This is a genomic window from Cystobacter fuscus, assembly GCF_002305875.1.
GTDB lineage: Bacteria > Myxococcota > Myxococcia > Myxococcales > Myxococcaceae > Cystobacter > Cystobacter fuscus_A.
In genome coordinates, this window is sequence record NZ_CP022098.1 from 5,658,743 (window position 1) to 5,680,441 (window position 21,699).

The 21,699-nt window shown below is 69.3% G+C and carries 21 protein-coding genes; 18 read left to right on the top strand and 3 right to left on the bottom strand.

What is annotated here, in order from left to right; genetic code table 11:
- The first annotated feature begins 164 nt into the window (after window positions 1-164).
- The 6 genes from CYFUS_RS23025 to menE are packed head-to-tail and all read left to right on the top strand — an operon-like array spanning window position 165 to window position 7,544.
- Entirely contained in the window at window positions 165-1,466 is a 1,302-nt protein-coding gene (locus tag CYFUS_RS23025; protein ID WP_095987189.1) for an isochorismate synthase, read from the top strand.
- Complete coding sequence (menD, locus tag CYFUS_RS23030) at window positions 1,459-3,228, top strand: 2-succinyl-5-enolpyruvyl-6-hydroxy-3-cyclohexene-1-carboxylic-acid synthase (protein ID WP_095987190.1); 1,770 nt, start codon at window positions 1,459-1,461, stop codon at window positions 3,226-3,228. The genes CYFUS_RS23025 and menD overlap by 8 nt, the downstream gene beginning before the upstream one ends.
- A complete protein-coding gene (gene menH, locus CYFUS_RS23035) occupies window positions 3,219-4,118 on the top strand; it encodes a 2-succinyl-6-hydroxy-2,4-cyclohexadiene-1-carboxylate synthase (RefSeq protein WP_095987191.1) in 900 nt (299 codons plus the stop codon). The genes menD and menH overlap by 10 nt, the downstream gene beginning before the upstream one ends.
- Window positions 4,115-5,026 (top strand): 1,4-dihydroxy-2-naphthoate polyprenyltransferase, encoded by a 912-nt coding sequence (locus CYFUS_RS23040; RefSeq protein ID WP_095987192.1) that lies wholly within the window; start codon window positions 4,115-4,117, stop codon window positions 5,024-5,026. Before menH ends, CYFUS_RS23040 begins: the two co-directional genes overlap by 4 nt.
- Window positions 5,027-5,031: 5 nt before the next feature.
- Window positions 5,032-6,105: an o-succinylbenzoate synthase gene (gene menC / locus CYFUS_RS23045; RefSeq protein WP_095992171.1), complete on the top strand. Its 1,074-nt coding sequence runs from the start codon at window positions 5,032-5,034 to the stop codon at window positions 6,103-6,105.
- Window positions 6,102-7,544 carry an o-succinylbenzoate--CoA ligase gene (menE, locus tag CYFUS_RS23050; RefSeq protein ID WP_095987193.1) on the top strand — a complete coding sequence of 481 codons (1,443 nt, stop codon included), beginning with the start codon at window positions 6,102-6,104 and terminating at the stop codon, window positions 7,542-7,544. Before menC ends, menE begins: the two co-directional genes overlap by 4 nt.
- Window position 7,545: 1 nt before the next feature.
- On the opposite strand, the gene CYFUS_RS23055 is transcribed toward menE, so the two are convergent.
- Window positions 7,546-7,941 (bottom strand): STAS/SEC14 domain-containing protein, encoded by a 396-nt coding sequence (locus CYFUS_RS23055; RefSeq protein WP_095987194.1) that lies wholly within the window; start codon window positions 7,939-7,941, stop codon window positions 7,546-7,548.
- Between the two features lie 186 nt (window positions 7,942-8,127).
- Here CYFUS_RS23055 and CYFUS_RS23060 point away from each other — a divergent pair, with 186 nt between their 5' ends.
- Window positions 8,128-9,201, top strand: coding sequence for a type IV pilus twitching motility protein PilT (locus tag CYFUS_RS23060; RefSeq protein ID WP_095987195.1), 1,074 nt, complete (start codon window positions 8,128-8,130; stop codon window positions 9,199-9,201).
- Between the two features lie 10 nt (window positions 9,202-9,211).
- Here the strand turns inward: CYFUS_RS23060 and CYFUS_RS23065 are convergent, their stop codons facing one another.
- The gene (locus CYFUS_RS23065) at window positions 9,212-9,811 is read right to left on the bottom strand and encodes a hypothetical protein (protein ID WP_157758603.1); all 600 of its coding nucleotides are present in this window, start codon (window positions 9,809-9,811) and stop codon (window positions 9,212-9,214) included.
- 229 nt (window positions 9,812-10,040) lie between these two features.
- Between CYFUS_RS23065 and CYFUS_RS23070 the strand changes: the two genes are divergently transcribed.
- The 8 genes from CYFUS_RS23070 (at window position 10,041) to ndk (ending at window position 18,915) form a co-directional block, all read left to right on the top strand.
- Window positions 10,041-10,802, top strand: coding sequence for a class I SAM-dependent DNA methyltransferase (locus tag CYFUS_RS23070; protein ID WP_332468418.1), 762 nt, complete (start codon window positions 10,041-10,043; stop codon window positions 10,800-10,802).
- A gap of 75 nt (window positions 10,803-10,877) precedes the next feature.
- A complete protein-coding gene (icd, locus tag CYFUS_RS23075) occupies window positions 10,878-12,173 on the top strand; it encodes an NADP-dependent isocitrate dehydrogenase (RefSeq protein WP_095987197.1) in 1,296 nt (431 codons plus the stop codon).
- Window positions 12,174-12,195: 22 nt separating this feature from the next.
- Window positions 12,196-13,137 (top strand): malate dehydrogenase, encoded by a 942-nt coding sequence (mdh, locus tag CYFUS_RS23080; protein ID WP_095987198.1) that lies wholly within the window; start codon window positions 12,196-12,198, stop codon window positions 13,135-13,137.
- A gap of 252 nt (window positions 13,138-13,389) precedes the next feature.
- Window positions 13,390-15,270 carry a succinate dehydrogenase flavoprotein subunit gene (sdhA, locus tag CYFUS_RS23085; protein ID WP_095987199.1) on the top strand — a complete coding sequence of 627 codons (1,881 nt, stop codon included), beginning with the start codon at window positions 13,390-13,392 and terminating at the stop codon, window positions 15,268-15,270.
- A gap of 16 nt (window positions 15,271-15,286) precedes the next feature.
- Entirely contained in the window at window positions 15,287-16,120 is an 834-nt protein-coding gene (gene sdhB / locus CYFUS_RS23090; RefSeq protein ID WP_095987200.1) for a succinate dehydrogenase iron-sulfur subunit, read from the top strand.
- 212 nt (window positions 16,121-16,332) lie between these two features.
- The gene (gene sucC / locus CYFUS_RS23095) at window positions 16,333-17,493 is read left to right on the top strand and encodes an ADP-forming succinate--CoA ligase subunit beta (protein WP_095987201.1); all 1,161 of its coding nucleotides are present in this window, start codon (window positions 16,333-16,335) and stop codon (window positions 17,491-17,493) included.
- Window positions 17,494-17,517: 24 nt separating this feature from the next.
- A complete protein-coding gene (sucD, locus tag CYFUS_RS23100) occupies window positions 17,518-18,420 on the top strand; it encodes a succinate--CoA ligase subunit alpha (protein WP_071903178.1) in 903 nt (300 codons plus the stop codon).
- A 51-nt stretch (window positions 18,421-18,471) separates the two neighbouring features.
- Entirely contained in the window at window positions 18,472-18,915 is a 444-nt protein-coding gene (gene ndk, locus CYFUS_RS23105; RefSeq protein ID WP_002625306.1) for a nucleoside-diphosphate kinase, read from the top strand.
- An 81-nt stretch (window positions 18,916-18,996) separates the two neighbouring features.
- On the opposite strand, the gene CYFUS_RS23110 is transcribed toward ndk, so the two are convergent.
- Entirely contained in the window at window positions 18,997-19,719 is a 723-nt protein-coding gene (locus tag CYFUS_RS23110) for a dienelactone hydrolase family protein (protein ID WP_095987202.1), read from the bottom strand.
- 156 nt (window positions 19,720-19,875) lie between these two features.
- Between CYFUS_RS23110 and rlmN the strand changes: the two genes are divergently transcribed.
- The 3 genes from rlmN (at window position 19,876) to CYFUS_RS23125 (ending at window position 21,695) form a co-directional block, all read left to right on the top strand.
- Window positions 19,876-21,039, top strand: coding sequence for a 23S rRNA (adenine(2503)-C(2))-methyltransferase RlmN (gene rlmN, locus CYFUS_RS23115; protein WP_095987203.1), 1,164 nt, complete (start codon window positions 19,876-19,878; stop codon window positions 21,037-21,039).
- Window positions 21,040-21,127: 88 nt separating this feature from the next.
- Window positions 21,128-21,391: a 30S ribosomal protein S16 gene (gene rpsP / locus CYFUS_RS23120; protein ID WP_095987204.1), complete on the top strand. Its 264-nt coding sequence runs from the start codon at window positions 21,128-21,130 to the stop codon at window positions 21,389-21,391.
- Between the two features lie 25 nt (window positions 21,392-21,416).
- Window positions 21,417-21,695: a KH domain-containing protein gene (locus tag CYFUS_RS23125; RefSeq protein ID WP_095987205.1), complete on the top strand. Its 279-nt coding sequence runs from the start codon at window positions 21,417-21,419 to the stop codon at window positions 21,693-21,695.
- Window positions 21,696-21,699 lie beyond the last annotated feature (4 nt).

Here is a 21,699-nt window from a genome sequence, read left to right on the forward strand (position 1 = left end):
CTCGCCTGGGGAGAGGCACCCCGCGTGCACCGCCGGGTCGCCCGTGGAGTTCACGTTGTTTTGAACCCCGTATTGCTTGTATAGCCCAACGCGCGGACAGGACAACAAGAGGTTGTGGCGCGCACGGTGGCGCGGGACGGTGGCGGGACGCATGAGGACGGCTGATGACGACACTCGGATCCACTGACGCGAGCCGTTGGGTGGCGGGGTGGATCCCCCTGCCCGCGGTGGATCCGCTCGCCGGAGCGGAAGCGTTCGGAGAGCCGTCCGTGTATTGGGAGCGGCCGCTCGGGCGCGAGGCGGCGGCGGGCTGGGGCGAGGCGGGCGTGAGGGAGGCCACGGGCGCGGCGCGGGCCCTGGCGGTGTTGAGGGAGCTGTCGGCGCCGGACTCGGTGCGCTGGCTGGAGGCGCCTCCCCCGGAGCTTCCCGGGCCCTGGTTCGGAGGCATGCGCTTCTCGGCGAGTGGGCAGGACGCGGGGTGGAGTCCGTTCGGCTTCGGGCGGTGGACGCTGCCCGAGACGTTGGTGTGGCGCACGGAGAAGGGGCTCGCGTTGGCTGTTTTCGCGCCCGAGGGGCCTGGTGCCGAGGATCGGGTGCGCTCGCGGCTGTCGCGCATGGGCGCCGTGTTCCCCTCGGACTACCGGCATCCGCGGGGCATGCCCCAGACGCTGCGCGTGTCCTCGCTCCGGCCGGACTTCGAGGCGCGGGTGGAGCGCGCGGTGGAGGCCATCCGCGCGGGGAACCTGCTCAAGGTGGTGCTGGCGCGGGCGGTGGAGGTGGAGGCCGAGCACGACTTCGACCGGGTGGACACGCTGGCGCGGCTGCGCGAGCAGAACCCGCGCTGTGCCACCTTCCTCTTCCAGGCCCCGGACGGCACGGCCTTCCTGGGCGCCACGCCGGAGACGCTCTGCCGGCTGGAGGGCCGCCAGCTGGAGACAGAGGCGCTCGCTGGCTCCGCCGCTCCCGCGCGCTCCGGGGAGCTGGAGTCGAGCGACAAGGATCAGCGGGAGCACCAGGCGGTGGTGCGCTACATCCTCGAGACGCTCCAGCCCCTGGCCGAGCGGGTCGAGTCGGACCGGGAGCCCGCGTTGCTGCCCTTGAAGAACGTGGTGCACCTGCGCACGGGCATCCGCGCCACGCTGCGCGAGGGGGTGGGGGTGGCCGAGCTGGTGGCGGCCCTGCAACCCACACCCGCGGTGGGTGGCACGCCCCGGGCGCTCGCCCTGGAGTTCATCGCCACGCACGAGTCGCTGGACCGCGGCTGGTACGCGGGGCCGGTGGGTTGGGTGGGTCCCGGGCGGGCCCACCAGGTGGTCGCGCTGCGCTCGGCCCGGGTGAAGGCCCGCCAGGCACGGCTTTTCGTGGGGGCTGGTATCGTGGCGGGCTCGCGCGCCGAGGCGGAGTGGCACGAGACGGAGATGAAGGGACTGGCGATGCTGCGGGCGCTCGGAGGCGGACATGTTTGACGCCCACGTGAATCAACTCTGGGCCCGGGCCCTCGTGGAGGAACTGGTGCGGGGTGGGGTGAGGCACGCCGTGGTGTGCCCGGGCTCGCGCTCCTCTCCGCTGGCGCACGCGTGCGCCATGGCCGAGGGTCTGCGCACCTGGTCCGTCATCGACGAGCGCAGCGCGGGCTTCTTCGCCCTGGGCATGGCCAAGCAGTCGCGCGTGCCGGTGGTGCTGGTGGCCACGAGCGGCACGGCGGGCGCGCACTTCTATCCGGCGATCATCGAGGCCGCCATGTCGCAGGTGCCGCTGGTGGTGCTCACCGCGGACCGGCCCCTGGAGTTGCAGGGCTGGGGAGCGCCCCAGACGGTGCCCCAGGCGCGCATGTTCGGGGAGTTCTCCCGGCTGTTCGTGGACGTGGGCCTGCCGGAGTCGGAGGACGTGGCGCTCGTGCACCTGCGCGCCACGGTGGCCCGGGCGGTGGGCGTGGCCCAGCGCGCGCCCCGGGGCGCGGTGCACCTCAACGTGCCGTTTCGCGAGCCCCTGGCGCCCGTGCCCGGTGCCTCCAGCTCGGAGCACCTGTCCTCGCTCGCCCGGGTGGGGCGGTCGGGCGCCCCCCTCACGCGGATCAGCCCGCCGGTGCGCCAGCCCGATCCGCTGACGCTGGCGGCGGTGCGCGCGCGCGTGGCCGCCACCGAGCGGGGCGTCATCGTCTGCGGCCCCCGGGACGAGAACGATGGCTTCGCGGAAGCCATCGCCTCGCTGGCCGAGGCCACGGGCTATCCGGTGCTGGCCGAGGCCACGTCCCAGGCCCGCTATGGAGGTGGGCCCCTCACGCTGTCGCTCTACGACGCGATGTTGCGGCACGAGCCCTTCGCCCGCGACCACCGGCCGGAGCTGGTGCTGCGCTTTGGTGGCGGGCTCACGCCCAAGGCGCCCCAGACGTGGCTCGACAGCTCGGGCGCGGAGGTGGTGCTCTTCAGTGACGAGGGCGCGCTGTTCGATCCCTCGCACCGCGCCTCGCGCGTGGTGGAGGGCTCGGCGGTGGCGGCGTGCGAGGCGCTCGGCAAGGGGTTGTCGCGAGGCCTGGGACCCTGGGCGCGCGGCTTCCTGTGGGCCGAGCAGTGGTGCCGGGCGGCGCTGGAGTCGGCCTTCTCGGAGGACGCGACGCTCACGGAGATGCGGCTCGCCCATGAGGTGGTGGCGGTGTTGCCGGACGGGGCGAACCTCTTCGTGTCCAGCAGCATGCCCATCCGGGACGTGGACGCGTTCGCGCCCTCGGCGGGTCGCCGGCTCCGGGTGCTGGCCAACCGGGGCGCCAATGGCATCGACGGCATCGTCTCGAGCGCGCTCGGGATGGCGGCGGCCTCGGGGCGGCCCACGGTGTTGCTCACGGGGGACCTGGCCCTGCTGCACGACATGGGCGGCCTGCTGCTGGCGCGCCGCAACGCCGTGCCCCTGACGCTGGTGGTGGTGAACAACGACGGGGGAGGCATCTTCTCCTTCCTGCCCATCGCCCAGGCCGAGGGCGCGCGCGCGCATTATGAGACCCTGTGGGGCACGCCCCACGGCATGGACTTCGCGCACGCCGCCGCGCTCTACCAGGCGCGCTACCGGCGGGTGGAGTCGCCCGCGGCGCTGCGCTCGGCTGTGGCCGAGGGGCTCAAGGGCGGGTTGAACCTCATCGAGGTCCAGGTGAGGGATCGCGCGAGGAACGTGGAGTCGCACCGGCAGCTGTTCGCGAGGATGGCCGCCGCACTGGGAGAGGGCCCATGGCTCTGAAGCTGGCATATGAGACGTGGGGAGAGGGGGCACACCCCCTTCTCCTCGTGCACGGGTTCACGGGGAACCGCACGTCGTTCGATCACCTGCGTTCCTCGTGGAGCCCGCACGTCAAGGCCATCGTGGTGGAGCTGCCGGGACATGGACAGACACCGCTGCCCACGCGCCCCGGACGCGAGGGCTTCCTGGAGACGCTCGACGCGCTCTACGCGGTGCTCGACGAGCTGAACGTGGCGCGGACCAACCTGCTGGGCTACTCGCAGGGAGCGCGCTTCGCCCTGGCGGCGGTGATGCGCCGGCCCGAGCGCTTCACGCGGCTCATCATGGAGAGCGGCTCGCCGGGGCTGCACCGTCGGCAGCACCGCACGGAGCGGCGGGTGAAGGACAGCGAGCTGGCGCTCTTCCTGCGGCAGAAGGGGCTCACGGCCTTCATGGACTACTGGGAGTCACTGCCGCTGTTCGCGGGATTGCAGCGTCTGCCCGAGGAGATGCGCGCGGCCCTGCGGGCCCGGCGGTTGGCGAACACGGCCGAGGGGCTGGCCGGGGCGCTGGAGTGCCTGGGCCTGGGCGTGCAGCCGGACTACTGGCCGGAGCTGCAACGCCAGCGGCTGCCCACGCTGCTGCTCACGGGATCGCTGGACGAGAAGTTCACCCTGACGGCGCGGCGGATGGCGGAGGAGCTGCCGGTGGTCTACCGCCGCGCGTTCGAGGGGTGCACCCACGCGCCGCACCTGGAAGTGCCCGAGGAGTTCGCCCAGGAAGTGCTCTCCTTCATCCGCACGCCCTGGTACGAGTCCCCCGAGTTCGAGAGCACGGGGGCCGATGCGAGCCCGGCACCGGTCGCCACCGTGGATCCCTCCTCGCCTCCGAAGTCCCAGCCCACCCCATGAACGCGATTGCTCCCGCGGTGCAGGCGCCTCGCCCCACCTTGAAGACGTGGTTGATGGCCGCCCGGCCCAAGACGCTCACGGCGGCGCTGGTGCCGGTGATGGTGGGCACGGCGCTCGCGTTCGGGCTCGGCGTGGGCCGGTGGTTGCCCGCGCTGGCGGCGCTCGTGGGCTCGATGTTCATCCAGGTGGGCACCAACCTGACGAACGACTACTTCGACTTCAAGAAGGGCGCGGACACGGCGGAGCGGGTGGGACCCCAGCGGGTGACGCAGAGCGGGCTCATCTCTCCGGGCACGGTGCTGGCGAGCGCGCTCGTGTGCTTCGGGCTGGCGGTGCTCACGGGCATCTACCTGGTGGTGGTGGGCGGCTGGCCCATCGTGGCCATCGGGTTGGCGTCGGTGCTGGCGGGCTACTCGTACACGGGTGGCCCCTTTCCCCTGGCCTACCACGGGCTCGGCGACGTGTTCGTCTTCGTGTTCTTCGGGCTGGTGGCGGTGCCGGGCACCTTCTACGTGCAGTCGCTGACGGTGACGCCGGCGGCGTGGTGGGCCGCCATTCCGGTGGGGGCGATCGGCACGGCCCTGCTGGTGGTCAACAACCTGCGCGACGCGGCCACGGACGTGAAGGCGGGCAAGCGCACCCTGGTGGTGCGCCTGGGACTGAGCGCGGGACGGGCCGAGTACGTGGCGCTCCTGGCGCTCGCCTTCGCCACGCCCCTGACGATGTGGAGCCTGGGCCTGTCGAGCGCGTGGGTGATGCTCGCGTGGTTGAGCGCTCCCCTGGCGGTGCCGCTGCTCAAGCGGGTGCTCCGCGAGGAGGGTGCGCCGCTCAACCTGGCCCTGGGTGGGACGGCGAGACTCCAGCTCGTGTTTGGCCTGTTGTTCTCGGTGGGGCTGTACCTGAGGTAGGCGTGATGCGCATCGTGGAAGCGAGCCTCGAGCGGTTGCGCCTGGAGATGGTGCGACCGCTGAGGACGGCGGCGGGCGTCTACGCGGCTCGCGAGGGCTTCGTGGTGCGGCTGGTGGACGACGCGGGGCGGGTGGGGTGGGGCGAGGCGATGCCCCTCGCGGAGTTCGGCACGGAGTCGCCGGAAGCGTGCGAGCGGGTGTTGACCGCGCTGCTCCCGGGGCTGCGAGACGCGGCGGGCCCGCCCTTCCCTGGGCCCTGGGCGGAAGGCGGCGAGGAGCGCTTCCCCGCGAATCACCCCGCGGCCCGGCATGCGCTGGAGCAGGCATGTCTGGATCTCCTGGCGCAACGGCGGGGACTTCCCCTGAGCCAGCTCCTGTCGTCCGGGGCGCGCGCGGAGGTCCACGTCAACGCGCTGCTGGGCGCCGCGTCCCCCGAGGAGCTGGCGCACGAGGCGCGGCGGGCGGTGGCCGAGGGGTATGAAACGCTGAAGCTCAAGGTGGCGGGCCGCCCGGTGGAGGAGGACGCCGTCCGCCTGGCGGCGGTGCGCGGGGTGGCGGGAGCGGCGCGGGTGCGGATCGACGCGAATGGCGGGTGGACGGAGCCGGAAGCGGAGCGTGCGTTGGAGGTGTTGGCCGGGGAGGGCGTCGAGTTGTGCGAGCAGCCCGTGGCGGCCGAGGCGCTCGAGGCCCTGTGCCGGCTGGCCGCGCGGGCGCCGTGTCCCCTGGCGGCGGATGAATCCCTGGCACTGCCCGGAGCCACCCGGATGCTGCTGACGTCCGCGCCCACGGTGCGCCTGCTCGTGCTCAAGCCCATGGTGCTGGGCGGCTTGTTGCCCACGCTCGCCCTGGCGCGCGAGGCGGCCCGCCGGGGCGTGGACGCCTATGTGACGAGCTCGCTCGATGGGGTGATCGCCCGGGCGGGCGCCGCGCATCTGGCGGCGGCGTTGCCGTCGGGGCGATATGCCTCGGGGCTCGGTGTGGGGCACCTGTTCCAGAACGAGCCGGACCTCCACCCATTCCGCCCGAGTCGGGGCCGCATCCTGCTGCCGCGGACACCGGGCCAGGGAGTGCATTCATGAAGGGCTCATGTCCCATCCAGGCCGGCGCACGGACGCGTCCGGACGCGCTGGCGCTCACGTTCGCGGGCCAGCACTGGACGTACGCGCGGATGGACACCGAGGTGGGCCGGTGGGTGGCCGCGCTCCGGGCTCGCGGCGTGGGGCCGGGAGATCGCGTGGGGGTGCTGTCGACGAACCACGTGGCACTGGCGCACCTCTTCTTCGCGCTCGGCCGGGTGGGGGCGGTGCTGGCCCCCTTCAACGCGCGGCTCACTCCGGCGGAACTGCGGCCCCTCGTCGAGGACGTGGCACCCCGGCTCCTGCTGGCACTCGAGCCCCTCCGGGCCCGCCTCCCGGACGCCGAGCCCCTGGAGTCCTTCGCGGACGCGGTGGGCGGACCCTCTTCCGAGTGTGTCGACCTGGACGACACGTCGCCCCGGGTCATCCTGTTCACCTCGGGCACCACGGGCCGGCCCAAGGGCGCGGTGATCACCGAGGGCAACTTCCGGGCGTCCGCGCGCTGCTCCGCGACGAACCTGGGCGCGCACCCGGCGCCACGCTGGCTGGGCACGCTGCCGCTCTTCCACGTGGGGGGCCTCGCGATGCTCACGCGCACCGCCTACGACGGGGGCTGTCTGGTACTGCGCGAGCGCTTCGCGGTGGACGACACCAACCGGGCGCTCGACGAGGAGGGCATCACCCACGCGAGCTTCGTGGCCACGACATTGGAGCAGGTGCTGGAGGCGCGTGGGGACAGGCCGGTGCCCGCTTCGTTCCGGTATTCGCTGATCGGCGGAGGGCCGGTGCCGGCGCCCCTGCTGGCGCGGGCGAGGGCGGTCGGACTCGGGCCCCTGCAGACGTATGGGCTGACGGAGGCGTGCTCCCAGGTGGCCACCGAGCATCCGGACGAGGCGGATGGGCTCACGGCGGGCCGGGCGCTGCCGGGGCTGGAGGTGCGTGTCGTGGGGCCCGCGGGTGAGCCCCTCGGGGCGGGAGCGGAGGGGGACATCGAGGTGCGCGGTCCCACGGTGATGGCCGGCTACCTGAACCGGCTCGAGGCCACGCGCGAGGCGCTGCGAGACGGCTGGTTGCGCACGAAGGACGTGGGACGGCTGGACGCGCGGGGGCGGCTCACGGTGCTGTCGCGGCGCACGGATCTGATCCTCCGGGGAGGGGAGAACATCTACCCGGCCGAGGTGGAGAAGGTCCTGGCGGATCATCCGGCGGTGCGGGAGGTAGCGGTGGTGGGCGTGCCGGACGCGCGCTGGGGCGAGGTACCGGTGGCCTTCGTGGTGGTACGCGCGGGCGCCGCGCTGCCGGAGGAACTCGGCACGTGGTGCCGCGGCTCGCTGGCGGGCTTCAAGGTCCCCGCGCGCTTCCTCGCCATCGACGCCCTGCCGCGCAACGCGCTGGGCAAGGTGGAGCGCACGGTGCTGCGCGAGCGGGCGCGGGGGGCGTGAGTCACGCCGTGTCGTGCTGCTCTTCATCCGACATGAGCCAGCGCCGCGCCTCCTGCTCGTCCTGGAAGCGGCGCATCATGCGATACATGCCGCTGCCGCGTGCGATGCGGTTGAGCTGGAGCGCGGTGAGTTCGCTGTCGACGAGTTGGGCGAGTCGCCGCATGCCCGCCTCGATGGCGGTCTGCTGCCCCTGGCGGAGGATCTCGGCGGCCTCGGGGGAGGCGGCCTTGAGCAGGCGCATGTCGGACAGCACCCGGATGTAGCGGCCCTGGGCGGTCAGCGTCCGGGTCGCCGCGAGCGACTCGGCGATGAACTGCCGCATCTCGTCCTCGCGGATGACGCCCTCCAGCTGCAACTCCACGAGCGCCTGGGCTTCATCGACGCGAATCCGGAACAAGGATTCATCTCCTCTTGAGCAGGGGGGCAAGTGGACTTGTACCTGGACTCGTGCTCGCGGGCCAGGAAGAGCAAGGGGGGCGGCGAGCGCGAGGGTGGGGGGACCCAGGGCTCGTTTCGGCGGGATTTTGGCTGGTCCCGGGGGGTTGTGGCTAGACTTCGCGACCAACGGGAGAGATCAACTCGCTTGGATCAGTCAACCCTCAACAAGTTGCTCACGGTGGGCGTGCAGAATGGCGCCTCGGATATCCATTTCCGGCCGGGTGACCCTCCCATCTACCGGGTCAACGGGGTCCTGCGGCCCTTGAAGATGGAGAAGCTCCACCCGGATCATACCCGTCAGGTGGCGCTCCACGTCATCTCCGACCCGCTCACCAAGACGCAGCTCGACAGCCTGCAGGAGTACGACACCTCCTACGGCCTGCCGGGCGTGGCGCGCTTTCGCGTGAACATCTACCGCCAGCGCGGCACCATCGCCTGCATCCTGCGCATCATCCCGGACGAAATCCCCACCATCGACGGACTGGGGCTGCCGCAGGTGCTCAAGACGATCGCCGGCAATGAGCAGGGGCTGGTGCTCGTCACGGGGGCCGCCGGCTCGGGCAAGAGCTCCACGCTCGCGGCGATGCTCGATCACATCAACCGCACGGAGAACCTGCACATCCTCACCATCGAGGATCCGATCGAGTTCATCCACAAGAACGTCAAGTCCTCCATCTCCCAGCGGGAGATCGGCCCGGACACGGAGAACTTCGCCATCGGGCTGCGCGCCGCGCTGAGGCAGGACCCGGACGTCATCCTCGTGGGCGACATGCGCGACATGGAGACGGTGGACATCGCGCTCAAGGCCTCGGAGACGGGCCGGCTGGTGTTCACCTCCATGCACACGATGGACGCGCCGCGCACCATCAACCGCCTGGTGTCGGTGTTTCCCGCCGAGGAGCAGGCGATGGTGCGCATGCGCCTGGCGGACAGCCTCAAGGCGATCGTCTCGCAGCGGCTGTTGCCCCGCGCGGATGGCAAGGGGCGCACCGTGGCGCAGGAGATCCTCGTGCAGACGCCGCAGGTGGAGCAGTTCATCCGCGAGGATCGTGCCCACGAGCTCAAGGACGTCATCGAGCATGGAGGCGAGCCGTTCGGGATGCAGACCTTCGAGCAGCACCTCAGCCAGCTCTACCAGCAGACGGCCATCACCCTGGAGACGGCCATGAGCGCGGCCCCCCGGCCGGACGAGCTGCAGCGCGTGCTCGACTCCGCCTGAGCCCGGGGCCCTACGTCCAGGCCACCGAGTAGGTGCAGCGGTCGGCGCCCCGGTTGCGGCACGTCGCGGGCTCCAGGTGCGTCAGCATGGCCGAGGGCTCATGGGAGCGCGCGATGGCCAGCAGCAACCCCTCGTCGAAGGCACACGGATAGGGGCCGGTGCTCTCACAGAGGAGCTGCTTGTGGTGGGGGACGGAGCGCACCAGGTAGTGGCCGATGCCGTCCTGGAACTGGCCCGTGTGCTCGGAGAACATCGGCTGGCCGTTCACGGCATGGTTGAGGTGGTACATCACGTCCAGTTTCTGGAACGCGGCGCGGACGTCGATGCCAGCGGGCATGGCCCGGGCGAACCTCGGGGTCGAGGCCCCCACCTGCCGCAAGGCCACGTCTCCGAAATCCTTGCGGATCCGCTCGAGCACCCGGAGATGGCCCGTGAGCGGGTACCACGCCTCCGAATCGAACTGGACGAGTCCGTCGGGCCCCGTGGTCCCCATGCTCTCCTCCAGCATGAACCGGCTGGCGAGCCGCCAGAATGAGCCGAGCCCCGAGCTGACGATCCTCAGGTTCTGCCCCAGGCACTGGATGCGCTCGTCGGTGGCGTTTCGGATCATGGTTTGGATCATGGTTTCGAAGGATTTTCCGACCCGGAGGGTCCTCTCGTTCCGGCGGAATCGCGTTCCACCAGGAGTTGAAGGGTATTCTAGGTGTAGATTTCCATCGAGTGTGGGCTTTCCCTTCACAGAGGGTCAGCATGGATTCACTCCTGGACGGTGGACGAGGAGTCCAGGGCCCCCGCTGGGTGATGGAAGGGGGCGGGATGCATGCACTACAACCCGGGGAATGAGCGTCAGCCGGACGGGCAGTCCATCCACGGAAGGGGCCACGGATCATGAGCCGGGGCCCGAGCGCCTCGAACCCGACGCGCAGGAGCGGGGCGTGCGGAGCGCCTATGGGGAGATCGCCGAGGCCTATGAGGCCTTCTTTCCCTCGCTCCAGCGCTACGAGGGGCGTGTGGAGCGCTTCCTCGCGGAGACGGTGACTCCGGGTGCGAGGGTGCTCGACATGGGGTGTGGGCCGGGGCTGCTCACGCGGGCGTTGCCGCCGGACGTGGAGGTGGTGGGCCTGGATCTCTCGCCGGAGATGCTCGAGGTGGCGCGGCGGGGCCGACCTCGAGGGACCTACCGGTCGCACAGCTACCGGGAGCCGCTCGCCGGGGAGGAGGGCCGCTTCGGGGTGGCCCTGGCGGTGGGGTGCCTGGACTTCTGCGAGGACCTGCCCCGGACCCTGGGACACCTGGCGAGGGCCCTGGCCCCGGGGGGACGGCTGCTCTTCACGGTGCTGGAGCGCCGGCCGGGGCTCGAGGCCCACGAGGAGGCGAGCTGGCGGCTGCCGGAGGCGGATCCCCCGGTGACCTTGTATTTCTGGTCCTTCGCGTTCGTGGCCCGGGCCCTGGAGGAGGTGGGGCTGGTGCCCGTGCGCTACCAGCACGCACCGGGTTGGCTGCGACTCATGGACGAGCGGGTGATGCACTTCGGGTGGTGGGACGTGGTGCGGACTGGCTCCGATAAGTCAGGACGCTCGACGGGCAGCCAAACTCCTTGACGCCAGGGGCCAGAGGCGCAAAGCATCCGCCGCCCTTAAGTCCCCCTCATTTCCTCATCATCAGGAGCTTCGTCCATGGCGCCTCCGAGCGGCGAGAAGATCACCCTGCAGAACGGCAAGCTGACCGTGCCGAACAACCCCATCGTCCCCTACATCGAGGGAGACGGCACCGGCCGCGACATCTGGCGCGCCTCGCAGAACGTCTTCGACGCGGCGGTGGAGAAGGCCTACGGCGGCAAGAAGAAGATCTCCTGGTTCGAGGTGCTCGCCGGCGAGAAGGCCTTCAAGACGGTCAACAACTGGCTGCCCGACGAGACGGTGGCGGCGTTCCGCGAGTACCTGGTGGGCATCAAGGGCCCGCTGACGACGCCGGTGGGCGGTGGCATCCGCTCGCTCAACGTGGCGCTGCGCCAGCTGCTCGACCTGTACGTGTGCCTGCGCCCCGTGCGCTACTTCAAGGGCGTGCCCAGCCCCGTGAAGACCCCCGAGAAGGTCGACATGGTCATCTTCCGGGAGAACACCGAGGACATCTACGCGGGCATCGAGTTCGAGGCGGGCTCGGCCCAGGCCGCCAAGGTGCTCGAGATCCTCAAGAAGGAGTTCCCCAAGGAGTTCGGCAAGATCCGCTTCCCCCAGGACGTGGGTCTGGGCGTCAAGCCCGTGTCGAAGGAAGGCACCGAGCGCCTCATCCGCGCCGCCATCGAGTACGCCCTGGTGGAGAAGCGCAAGAGCGTCACCTTCGTGCACAAGGGCAACATCATGAAGTTCACCGAGGGCGCCTTCCGCAAGTGGGGCTACGAGCTCGCGGCGCGCGAGTACGGTGACAAGGTCTACACGTGGGATCAGTGGGAGGCCACCAAGGCCGCCAAGAACGAGGAGGCCGCCAACGCCGAGCAGAAGGCGGCGCTCGCCTCCGGGAAGATCCTCATCAAGGACTCCATCGCGGACATCACCCTGCAGCAGGTGCTCACGCGTCCGGACGAGTTCGACGTCATCGCCACGCTCAACCTCAACGGTGACTACCTGTCCGACGCGCTCGCCGCGCAGGTGGGCGGCATCGGCATCGCGCCGGGCGGCAACATCAACTACCTGACCGGCCACGCCGTGTTCGAGGCCACCCACGGCACCGCGCCCAAGTACGCGGACCTGGACAAGGTGAACCCGGGCTCGGTCATCCTCTCGGGCGAGATGATGCTGCGCCACATGGGCTGGAACGAGGCGGCCGACCTCATCATCAAGGGCATGGACAAGGCCATCGCCAGCAAGACCGTCACCTACGACTTCGCCCGCCTGATGAACCAGGAGAAGCAGACCGGCGTGACCGAGGTGAAGTGCTCGGAGTTCGGTCAGGCCATCATCAAGAACATGTAGTCGTCACGAGGAGACAAACCACATGGCTCACTCCAAGAAGAAGATCGGCCTCATCGGCGGTGGTCAGATTGGTGGCAATCTGGCCCTGCTCGCCGTGCAGAAGCAGCTCGGCGACGTCATCCTCTACGACATCCCCGCGGCCGAGGGCCTGGTCAAGGGCAAGGCGCTGGACATCAACCAGCTCTCCGCGGTGGACGGCTACGACTGTCGCGTCACCGGCACCACGGACTGGAAGGACGTGGCGGGCGCGGACGTGGTCATCATCACCGCGGGCGTGCCGCGCAAGCCGGGCATGACGCGCGAGGACCTGCTCGACGTCAACCTGAAGATCATGCGGGACGTGGCGGGCAACATCAAGCAGCACTGCCCGGACGCCTTCGTCATCAACGTGGCCAACCCGCTGGACGCCATGGTGTACGCGCTCCAGAAGATCTCCGGCCTGCCGGCGAACAAGGTCGTGGGCATGGCGGGCGTGCTCGACACCAGCCGCTTCAAGTTCTTCATCGCCGAGGCGCTCAACACCTCCATCCGCGACGTGGAGGCGCTGGTGCTCGGCGGCCACGGTGACGACATGGTGCCGCTCGTTCGCCACAGCACCGTGGGCGGCGTGCCCCTCACCCAGCTCATCGCCAAGGACAAGCTGGACGCCATCATCGACCGCACCCGCAAGGGCGGCGCCGAGCTGGTGGGCCTGTACAAGACGGGCAGCGCCTACTTCGCGCCCGCCGCCAGCTCCATCGCCATGGCCGAGAGCTTCCTGCTCGACCGCAAGCGCGTGCTCCCGGCCGCCGCCATGCTCAATGGTGAGTACGGCATCAACGGCGTCTTCTTCGGCGTGCCGGTGCAGATCGGCGCGGGCGGCGTGGAGAAGATCCACACCGTGGAGCTCAACGAGGCGGAGAAGGCCGAGCTGGCCCGCTCCTACGACTCGGTGAAGAAGACCGTCGAGAGCGTCAAGCTGTAATCGCCGCGCGCCGCCGCTCCGCCTGGCCGCCCCCGTGGGATGCTCCACGTGGGGCCGGGCGGAGCGTGGCTGATGCCGGTGATGGAGCGCGCTTATTCTCCGTGATCCGGTAATCTTTGCGGCTTGCTGAATCCACCAGTTAACTTGACGTAGCACTGCACCGAGAGGTCCGGTTTCCCGCGCCCGCATGGGCAGGCGGCGCCGGCGCGTGAACCCGGCGACGGGCTCTCGGGGACACCAAGGAGACGCAGCATGGCAGCAGCAGCGCGATTCACGGTGGTGGGCGGCGGACTCGCCGGGCTGATGACCACCATCAAGCTGGCCGAGGCGGGGCATCAGGTCGACATCCTGTCGCTCGTGCCGGTCAAGCGATCCCACTCGGTCTGCGCCCAGGGAGGCATCAACGGCGCGGTGAACACGAAGGGGGAGGGTGACAGTCCGGACATCCACGTGAAGGACACGCTGCGCGGCGGAGACTTCCTCGCCGAGCAGGTCTCCGTGAAGGGCATGTGCTACGCGGCCCCCGGCATCATCTACCTGCTGGATCGCATGGGGGTGACGTTCAACCGCACGCCCGAGGGTCTGCTCGACTTCCGCCGCTTCGGCGGCACGCTCCACCACCGCACCGCCTTCGCGGGTGCCACCACCGGCCAGCAGTTGCTCTACGCGCTGGACGAGCAGGTGCGCCGCTGGGAGTCCGAGGGCCGCGTCACCAAGTACGAGTACTGGGAGTGGCTCGGCACGGTGAAGGACGGCACGGGCCGGTGCATCGGCAGCGTGGCCATGGATCTGCGCACCAACGAGATCCGCACCTTCCCCGCCGAGGCCGTGTGTCTGGCCACCGGTGGTCCGGGCATCGTGTTCGGCCGCTCCACCAACTCCATCATCAACACGGGCACCGCCGCGGGCCGCGCGTACATGGAGGGGGCCATCTACGCCAACGGTGAGTTCATCCAGGTGCACCCCACCTCCATCCCGGGTGAGGACAAGCTGCGCCTGATGAGCGAGTCGGTGCGTGGCGAGGGCGGTCGCGTGTGGGTGCCGCGCAAGAAGGGCGACGTGCGCGATCCCCGGCAGATCCCCGAGAGCGAGCGCTTCTACTTCCTCGAGGAGAAGTACCCCAAGTACAAGAACCTCGTGCCGCGCGACGTGGCCACGCGCGAGATCTTCACCGTGTGCCGCGAGCTGGGCCTGGGCATCGGTGGCCGCGACGCCGTGTTCCTGGACGTCACGCACATCCCCGCCCAGAAGCTCACCGAGAAGCTCGGCGGCGTGATGGAGATCTACGAGAAGTTCGTGGGTGATGATCCGCGCCACGTGCCCATGCAGATCTTCCCGGGCATGCACTACTCGATGGGCGGCCTGCACGTGTCCTTCGAGGCGGACTCGAAGACGCAGACGCCGCTGGTGGGCAGCCCCGTCAACCACACCACGCGCATCCCCGGCCTGTACGCCGCGGGCGAGGCCGAGTACGCCTACCACGGTGCCAACCGCCTGGGCGCCAACTCGCTCCTGTCCTGCATCTACGCCGGCATGCTCAGCGGCCCGGCCATGGCGTCCTTCGCCAAGAGCAACACCAAGAGCGCCACCGACGCGGATCTGCAGAAGCACTTCGCCGAGGCGAAGAAGTTCTGGGAGGAGCGCTTCGCTTCCATCAAGAAGATGGACGGCAAGGAGAACGCGTACGGGCTCACCAAGGAGCTCGGCGACATCATGACGGAGAACGTCACCGTCGTGCGCTACAACGACCGGCTCCAGAAGACGCTGGATCGGATCCGCGAGTTCAAGGATCGCTGGAAGAACATCAACGCGCTGGACACGGGCAACGTGGCCAACCGCAGCATCTCCTACGCCAACCAGCTCTGGAACATGTTCGAGCTGGCCGAGGTCATCACCAAGAGCGCGCTGCTGCGCGACGAGAGCCGCGGCGCCCACTACAAGCCGGACTTCTCGCTGCCCGAGCCCGCCTCGAAGGACCCGACGCAGGATCCCAACTGGATGGGGCTGTGGAAGAAGCGCCACGAGAAGTGGGCCAAGACGACGCTCGCGTCCTATTCGCCCGAGACGCCGCAGATCAGCTACGAGGACATCCCCACGCCCGTGCTCGACCCCGAGCCGCGCTGGTACGCCTGAGCAGAGAGGGAACGACATGGACCACGCGACCACGACGCAAGCGCCTGTCAGCAACACGACCAAGCACGTCACCTTCCGCATCTGGCGCCAGGACGGTCCGGATCAGCAGGGGCACTACGACGAGTTCCGCATCGCCTACCGCCAGGGAGCCAACGTCGTCTCCTGTCTCATGGAGATCCAGCGCAACCCCGTCACCACCGACGGGCGCAAGGTGGCCCCGGTCATCTGGGACGCCGCGTGCCTGGAAGAGGTGTGCGGCAGCTGCGCCATGAACATCAACGGCCGGGTGCGCATGGCGTGCTCCGCGCTCATCGATCGCATCATCGGCGGCGGCGAGCCCATCATCACGCTCGAGCCGATGAAGAAGTTCCCCGTCACGCGCGACCTGGCGGTGAACCGTGATCGCATGTTCGACGCGCTCAAGCGCGTCAAGGCGTGGATCCCCATCGACGGCACCCACAACCTGGGCCCCGGTCCTCGCCAGTCTCCGGCGGATCACTCGGTGATGTACAAGCTGTCCACGTGCATCACGTGTGGCAGCTGCCTCGAGGCGTGCCCGCAGGTGACGATCGACAACGAGTTCATGGGCGCCGCCGCCATCAGCCAGGCGCGGCTCTTCAACATGAACCCCACGGGCAAGATGAACTCCGAGGAGCGCGTGCGCGGGCTCATGGGCCCGGGTGGCATCCAGGACTGCGGCAAGGCACAGAACTGCGTGAAGGTGTGCCCCAAGGAGATCCCGCTCACCACCTCCATCGCGGTGATGAACCGCGAGGTGACCAAGCAGATCATCAAGGACATCTTCTTCAATCAGGAAGGTGACAAGAAGGCGACGGGCGGTCCGGGCTAGCGCTCGCGTGTCACCCCGCTTTAGTTTTGCCGAGGCTCCGCGTCTGGCGTGAATTCGTCGGGCCGGAGCCTCGGTCTTTTTCCGTCCGCCAGAGCAGGGCCCTTGACACTCGGGTCTTGCCAAGCGGGCCATTCTGCGCGAGAGAGGCAGCCGTCCCGGGGGGCTGGCTCCCGGCGGCCAGTCGCGCGTTATCCGCGTCACCCGGAGCTTCGATGAAGATCCACGAGTACCAGGGCAAGGAACTCTTCCGGAAGTATGGAGTCCCCACGCCGCGAGGCATCCTCGCGACCACTCCCGACGAGGCCGAGAAGGCCGCGAAGGAGTTGGGCACTTCGGTGGTCGTCGTGAAGGCCCAGATTCACGCGGGCGGCCGTGGCAAGGGCGGCGGCGTGAAGCTGGCCAAGAGCCCCGCCGAGGCGAAGCAGCTCGCCCAGCAGATGATCGGCATGAAGCTCAAGACGATCCAGACCGGGCCCGAGGGCCAGACGGTCAACAAGGTCTACATCGAGGAGGGCCTGGCCATCGGCCAGGAGCTGTACCTCGGCGTGACGCTGGATCGCGCCACCTCGCGCATTACCTTCATGGCCTCGCGCGAGGGCGGTGTGGAGATCGAGGAAGTGGCCGAGAAGCACCCGGAGAAGATCCTCCGCGAGGCGGTGGACCCCATCGCCGGCTTCCAGGACTTCCAGGGCCGCAAGCTGGCGTTCGGTCTGGGGCTCACCGGCCCCACGGTGAACAAGTTCGTGCAGTTCTGCTCCGCGCTCTACCGCGTGTACACCGAGGCGGACGCCTCGCTCGTGGAGATCAACCCGCTGGTCATCACCAAGGATGGCGGCGTGGTGGCGCTCGACGCGAAGGTGGACTTCGAGGAGAACGCGCTCTACCGGCACAAGGATCTGCTCGCCTACCGTGATCTCGCGGAGGAGGAGCCGCGCGAGACCCAGGCCAAGGAGTGGGATCTGGCCTACATCGCGCTGGACGGCAACATCGGCTGCATGGTGAACGGCGCGGGTCTGGCCATGGCCACCATGGACACCATCAAGCTGGTGGGCGGCAGTCCGGCCAACTTCCTCGACGTGGGCGGTGGCGCGAGCAAGGAGAAGGTGACGGCGGCCTTCAAGCTCATCCTCGCCGACCCGCAGGTCAAGGCGGTGCTCGTCAACATCTTCGGCGGCATCATGAAGTGCGACATCATCGCCGAGGGCATCATCGCCGCGGCCAAGGAAGTGCAGCTGAAGATCCCGCTCGTGGTCCGGCTCGAGGGCACCAACGTGCAGCAGGGCAAGGACTTGTTGAGCAACTCCGGCCTCGCCATCACCCCCGCCGACAACCTCCGCCAGGCCGCCGAGAAGGCCGTCGCCGCGGTGAAGTAGTTCCAGGCAGAGAAAGGTCAAGCCATGAGCATCCTCGTCAACAACGACACGAAGGTCCTCTGCCAGGGCATCACCGGCTCGGCGGGCTCGTTCCACTCCAAGCAGATGCTGGAGTACGGCACCAAGCTGGTCGGCGGTGTGACGCCGGGCAAGGGCGGCACCGACTTCGAGGGCAAGGTCCCCGTGTTCAACACGGTGGCCGACGCGGTGAAGCAGACCGGGGCGAACACCTCGGTCATCTTCGTGCCGCCCCCCTTCGCCGCGGACTCCATCATGGAGGCGGCCGACGCGGGCATCTCCCTCATCATCACCATCACCGAGGGCATCCCCGTCAACGACATGGTGAAGGCCAAGCGCTACATCCAGGGCAAGCCGGGCGTGCGCCTCATCGGTCCCAACTGCCCCGGCGTCATCACCCCGGGCGCCAAGTGCAAGATCGGCATCATGCCGGGCCACATCCACAAGCCGGGCCGCATCGGCGTGGTGTCGCGCTCGGGCACGCTGACGTACGAGGCCGTGTACCAGCTCACCCAGCTGGGCCTGGGCCAGTCCACCGCGGTGGGCATCGGCGGTGACCCGGTCAACGGCACGGACTTCGTGGACGTGCTCAAGCTCTTCAACGACGACCCCGAGACCGACGCCGTCATCATGATCGGCGAGATCGGCGGCAACGCCGAGGAGGCCGGTGCCGAGTACGTGGCGCGCGAGTTCAAGAAGCCCATCGCGGGCTTCATCGCCGGCCAGTCGGCTCCTCCGGGCAAGCGCATGGGTCACGCGGGCGCCATCATCTCCGGCGGCAAGGGCACGGCGTCCGAGAAGATCAAGGCCATGGAGGCCGCGGGCTTCCTCATGGCCGCCAGCCCCGCCGAGCTGGGCACCACGCTGCAGGAGGCCATCAAGCGCGGTCCTCCGAAGAAGAGCCGCTAGTTCCCCCGTTTTCCGCCTCACTTCCCAACGACACAACGAGGAGCCAGGACCATGGCCATCGAGCGTACGCTGTCCATCATCAAGCCCGACGGGCTTCAGAAGGGCGTCATCGGCAAGATCATCTCCCGCTTCGAGGAGAAGGGTCTCAAGCCGGTCGCCATCCGCCTGCAGCACCTGTCGCAGGCGCAGGCCGAGGGGTTCTACGCCGTCCACAAGGCGCGCCCCTTCTTCAAGGACCTGGTGAGCTTCATGATCTCCGGCCCCGTCGTCCTGATGGTGCTCGAGGGTGAGAACGCCGTCGCGGGCAACCGTGATCTCATGGGCGCCACCAACCCGGCCAACGCGGCCCCCGGCACCATCCGCCGTGACTTCGCCACCAGCATCGACCAGAACACGGTGCACGGCTCGGACAGCCTGGAGAACGCGAAGAACGAGATCGCGTACTTCTTCCGCGAGACCGAGATCCACGGCTACGAGTACTCCGGCAAGAAGTAGTCCCGGCGGGCCTCGGTAGGAGGCCCCATGGACTTTGAGGCCCGGCTCCCGCGCAGCTCGCGGGGACTGGGCCTTCGTCTTTCAGGAGAAGAAGACCTCGGCGAGGAAGGGCGCGAGCGACGTCCACGCGCGGCGCGAGGCCTTCTCGCTGTAGAGGATGCCCGAGGCGGGATCATTGGCGAACGGCGCCATGAAGGCGTGCATGGTGGCGCCGTACGCGTGCACCTGCCAGTCCGCCTTGCACCGGGTGAGCTCGCGGCCCAGGGCCACCACGTCCTCCGGCAGCGCCATGGGATCGTCCCACCCGTGGAAGACCATGACCTTGGCCTTGATCTCCGTCTCCGCGAGGCCCTCGGGGCGGCCGAGCAGGCCATGGAAGCTCGCCACGCCCCGCACGTCCGCGCCCGTGCGCGCCAGGTCCAGCACGCACAGCCCTCCGAAGCAGAACCCGATCGCGGCTACCCGGGTGGCGTCCACCTCGGGCTGGTTCCGGATGGTCTCGACGGTCTTCAGGATGCGCTCGCGCAGCGTCGCTCGGTCCGACACCAGGGGGGTCATGAGCGCCCGACACTCGTCGGGTGTCGTGCCTCTCAGTCCCTTGCCGTAGAGATCGCAGGCGAAACCCGCATATCCCCAATCGGTGAGCTTCTTGGCGAAGTCGAGCTGCGCCTCGCTGCGGCCCTCCCACCCATGGAAGACCAGGACGGCGGGACGCTTGCCCTCGCGGTGGCCGTCGTAGGCCAGCACGCCCTCGAAGGACTTGTCGCCGTGGGTGTATTCGACTGCTCGGGTGTCGATGCGCATGGTGTGTGTCCCTCCGTCGTACCAGGGCCGCCCGCGACGCGACGGGGGCCGGAACGAGCGAGGATAGATCCAGGGCGGGGAAGGGGACGAGCCCTCCTTTGACTCCACCGGCCTGGTTGTGGGAAGTGGCTCCTACACCTCTCCGTTGGAACCATGATGACGCCGACAGAGCCCGCCAGCGCCACCGTCGACACCGCCGCTCCGCCCGTGCCCGCGCCCACCCCGGCCGCCACGCCGCGCACGGAGGTCTCCAGCCTGACCCTGGAGGGGCTCACCCGCTTCCTCACCGAGCAGCTCGGCGAGCGCGCCTTCCGCGCCGGCCAGCTCTACCGGTGGCTCCACCAGCGCGGCGCCACCTCCTTCGACGAGATGACGGACCTGTCCAAGGCCCTGCGCGAGAAGCTCAAGGCCCGCGCGGAGATCGTCCCCCTCGTCAAGGACGCCGAGCAGCGCTCGGTGGACGGCACCATCAAGTACCGCTGGAAGACCCGGGACGGCCGCTACATCGAGTCCGTCTACATGCCTTCCGAGGATCGCAAGACGCTGTGCGTGTCCACGCAGGTGGGCTGCGCCATGGCGTGCACCTTCTGCATGACGGGCACGCTCGGCCTCAAGCGCAACCTCACCCCGGGGGAGATCGTCGCCCAGGTGCACGCGGTCAACCGCGAGGTGCGCAGGAACGAGAGCCTGGAGACCCTGCGCCCGCTCTCCAACCTGGTCTTCATGGGCATGGGCGAGCCCCTGCACAACTTCGAGAACCTGAAGACGGCGCTCTCCATCCTCCAGTCCCAGGACGGGCCCAACTTCAGCCACCGCCACATCACCGTGTCCACCGTGGGGCTCGTGCCGATGATCGAGCGCTTCGGGCAGGAGACGGACGTGAAGCTCGCCATCTCCCTCAACGCGAGCACCGACGAGCAGCGCTCCAAGACGATGCCCGTCAACCGCAAGTGGAACATCGCCGCGCTGCTCGACGCCTGCCGCAAGTTCCCCCTGCGCCAGGGCCGCCGCATCACCTTCGAGTACGTGCTCCTGCGCGACTTCAACGACTCGGACGAGGACGCCGCGCGCCTCATCCAGCTGCTCGACGGCATCCCCGCCAAGGTCAACCTCATCCCCTACAACGAGAACCCCGGCCTGGGCTTCCAGACGACCATGGACGAGCGCGCCGAGCGCTTCCGGGAACTGTTGTGCGCCGGGCACGTGGCGGCCTTCATCCGGCAGAATCGGGGCCGGGACATCGCCGGCGCCTGTGGCCAACTGGCCAACCGGGGAGGGGAGAGTCCCTCGGAAACGCCGCAAAGCCCCGAGCTTCCTTGACAATCCGCTCGTGGGGGCGTTAAGAGCGCCCCCCTCCAAGCTGATCACCTTCTTGTCTCACCTTCAGTTTTCACCTGGAGCATCAGAAATGGCCGTTGTCCTCCGTCTCGCCCGCGCGGGCGCCAAGAAGAAGCCGTACTACCACGTGGTGGCCACCGACTCCCGCAACCCCCGGGACGGCAAGTTCATCGAGGCCGTGGGCGCCTACGATCCGAACCAGAACCCGGCCAAGGTGGAGTTCGACGCGGAGCGTCTGGAGTACTGGCTCAAGAGCGGCGCGCTGCCCTCCGAGACCGTTGGCGAGCTCATCAAGCGCCACAAGCGCACCGCCGCCGCCACCCCCGCTTCCTAGTCCCTGCCGGGGCTGAGTCGACAGCGTGGAGCAACTCATCCTCTATCTGGTGCGGGCCCTGGTCGATCACCCCGATCAGGTTGGCCTGCGCGCGTCCGAGGTGGACGGGGCCCGGCTCTTCGAGCTGAAGGTCTCCCCCGAGGACGTGGGCAAGGTCATCGGCCGTGACGGGCGCACCGTGGGCGCCCTCCGGACGCTGCTCGGCGCCGCGGGGCAGAAGCAGGGCCAGAAGGTCCGCCTGGAAATCCAGGACGATCGGCGCCTTCCCCAGGCCGCCTCTTCCGCCCCTCCCGAGGGCCAGTGACCCT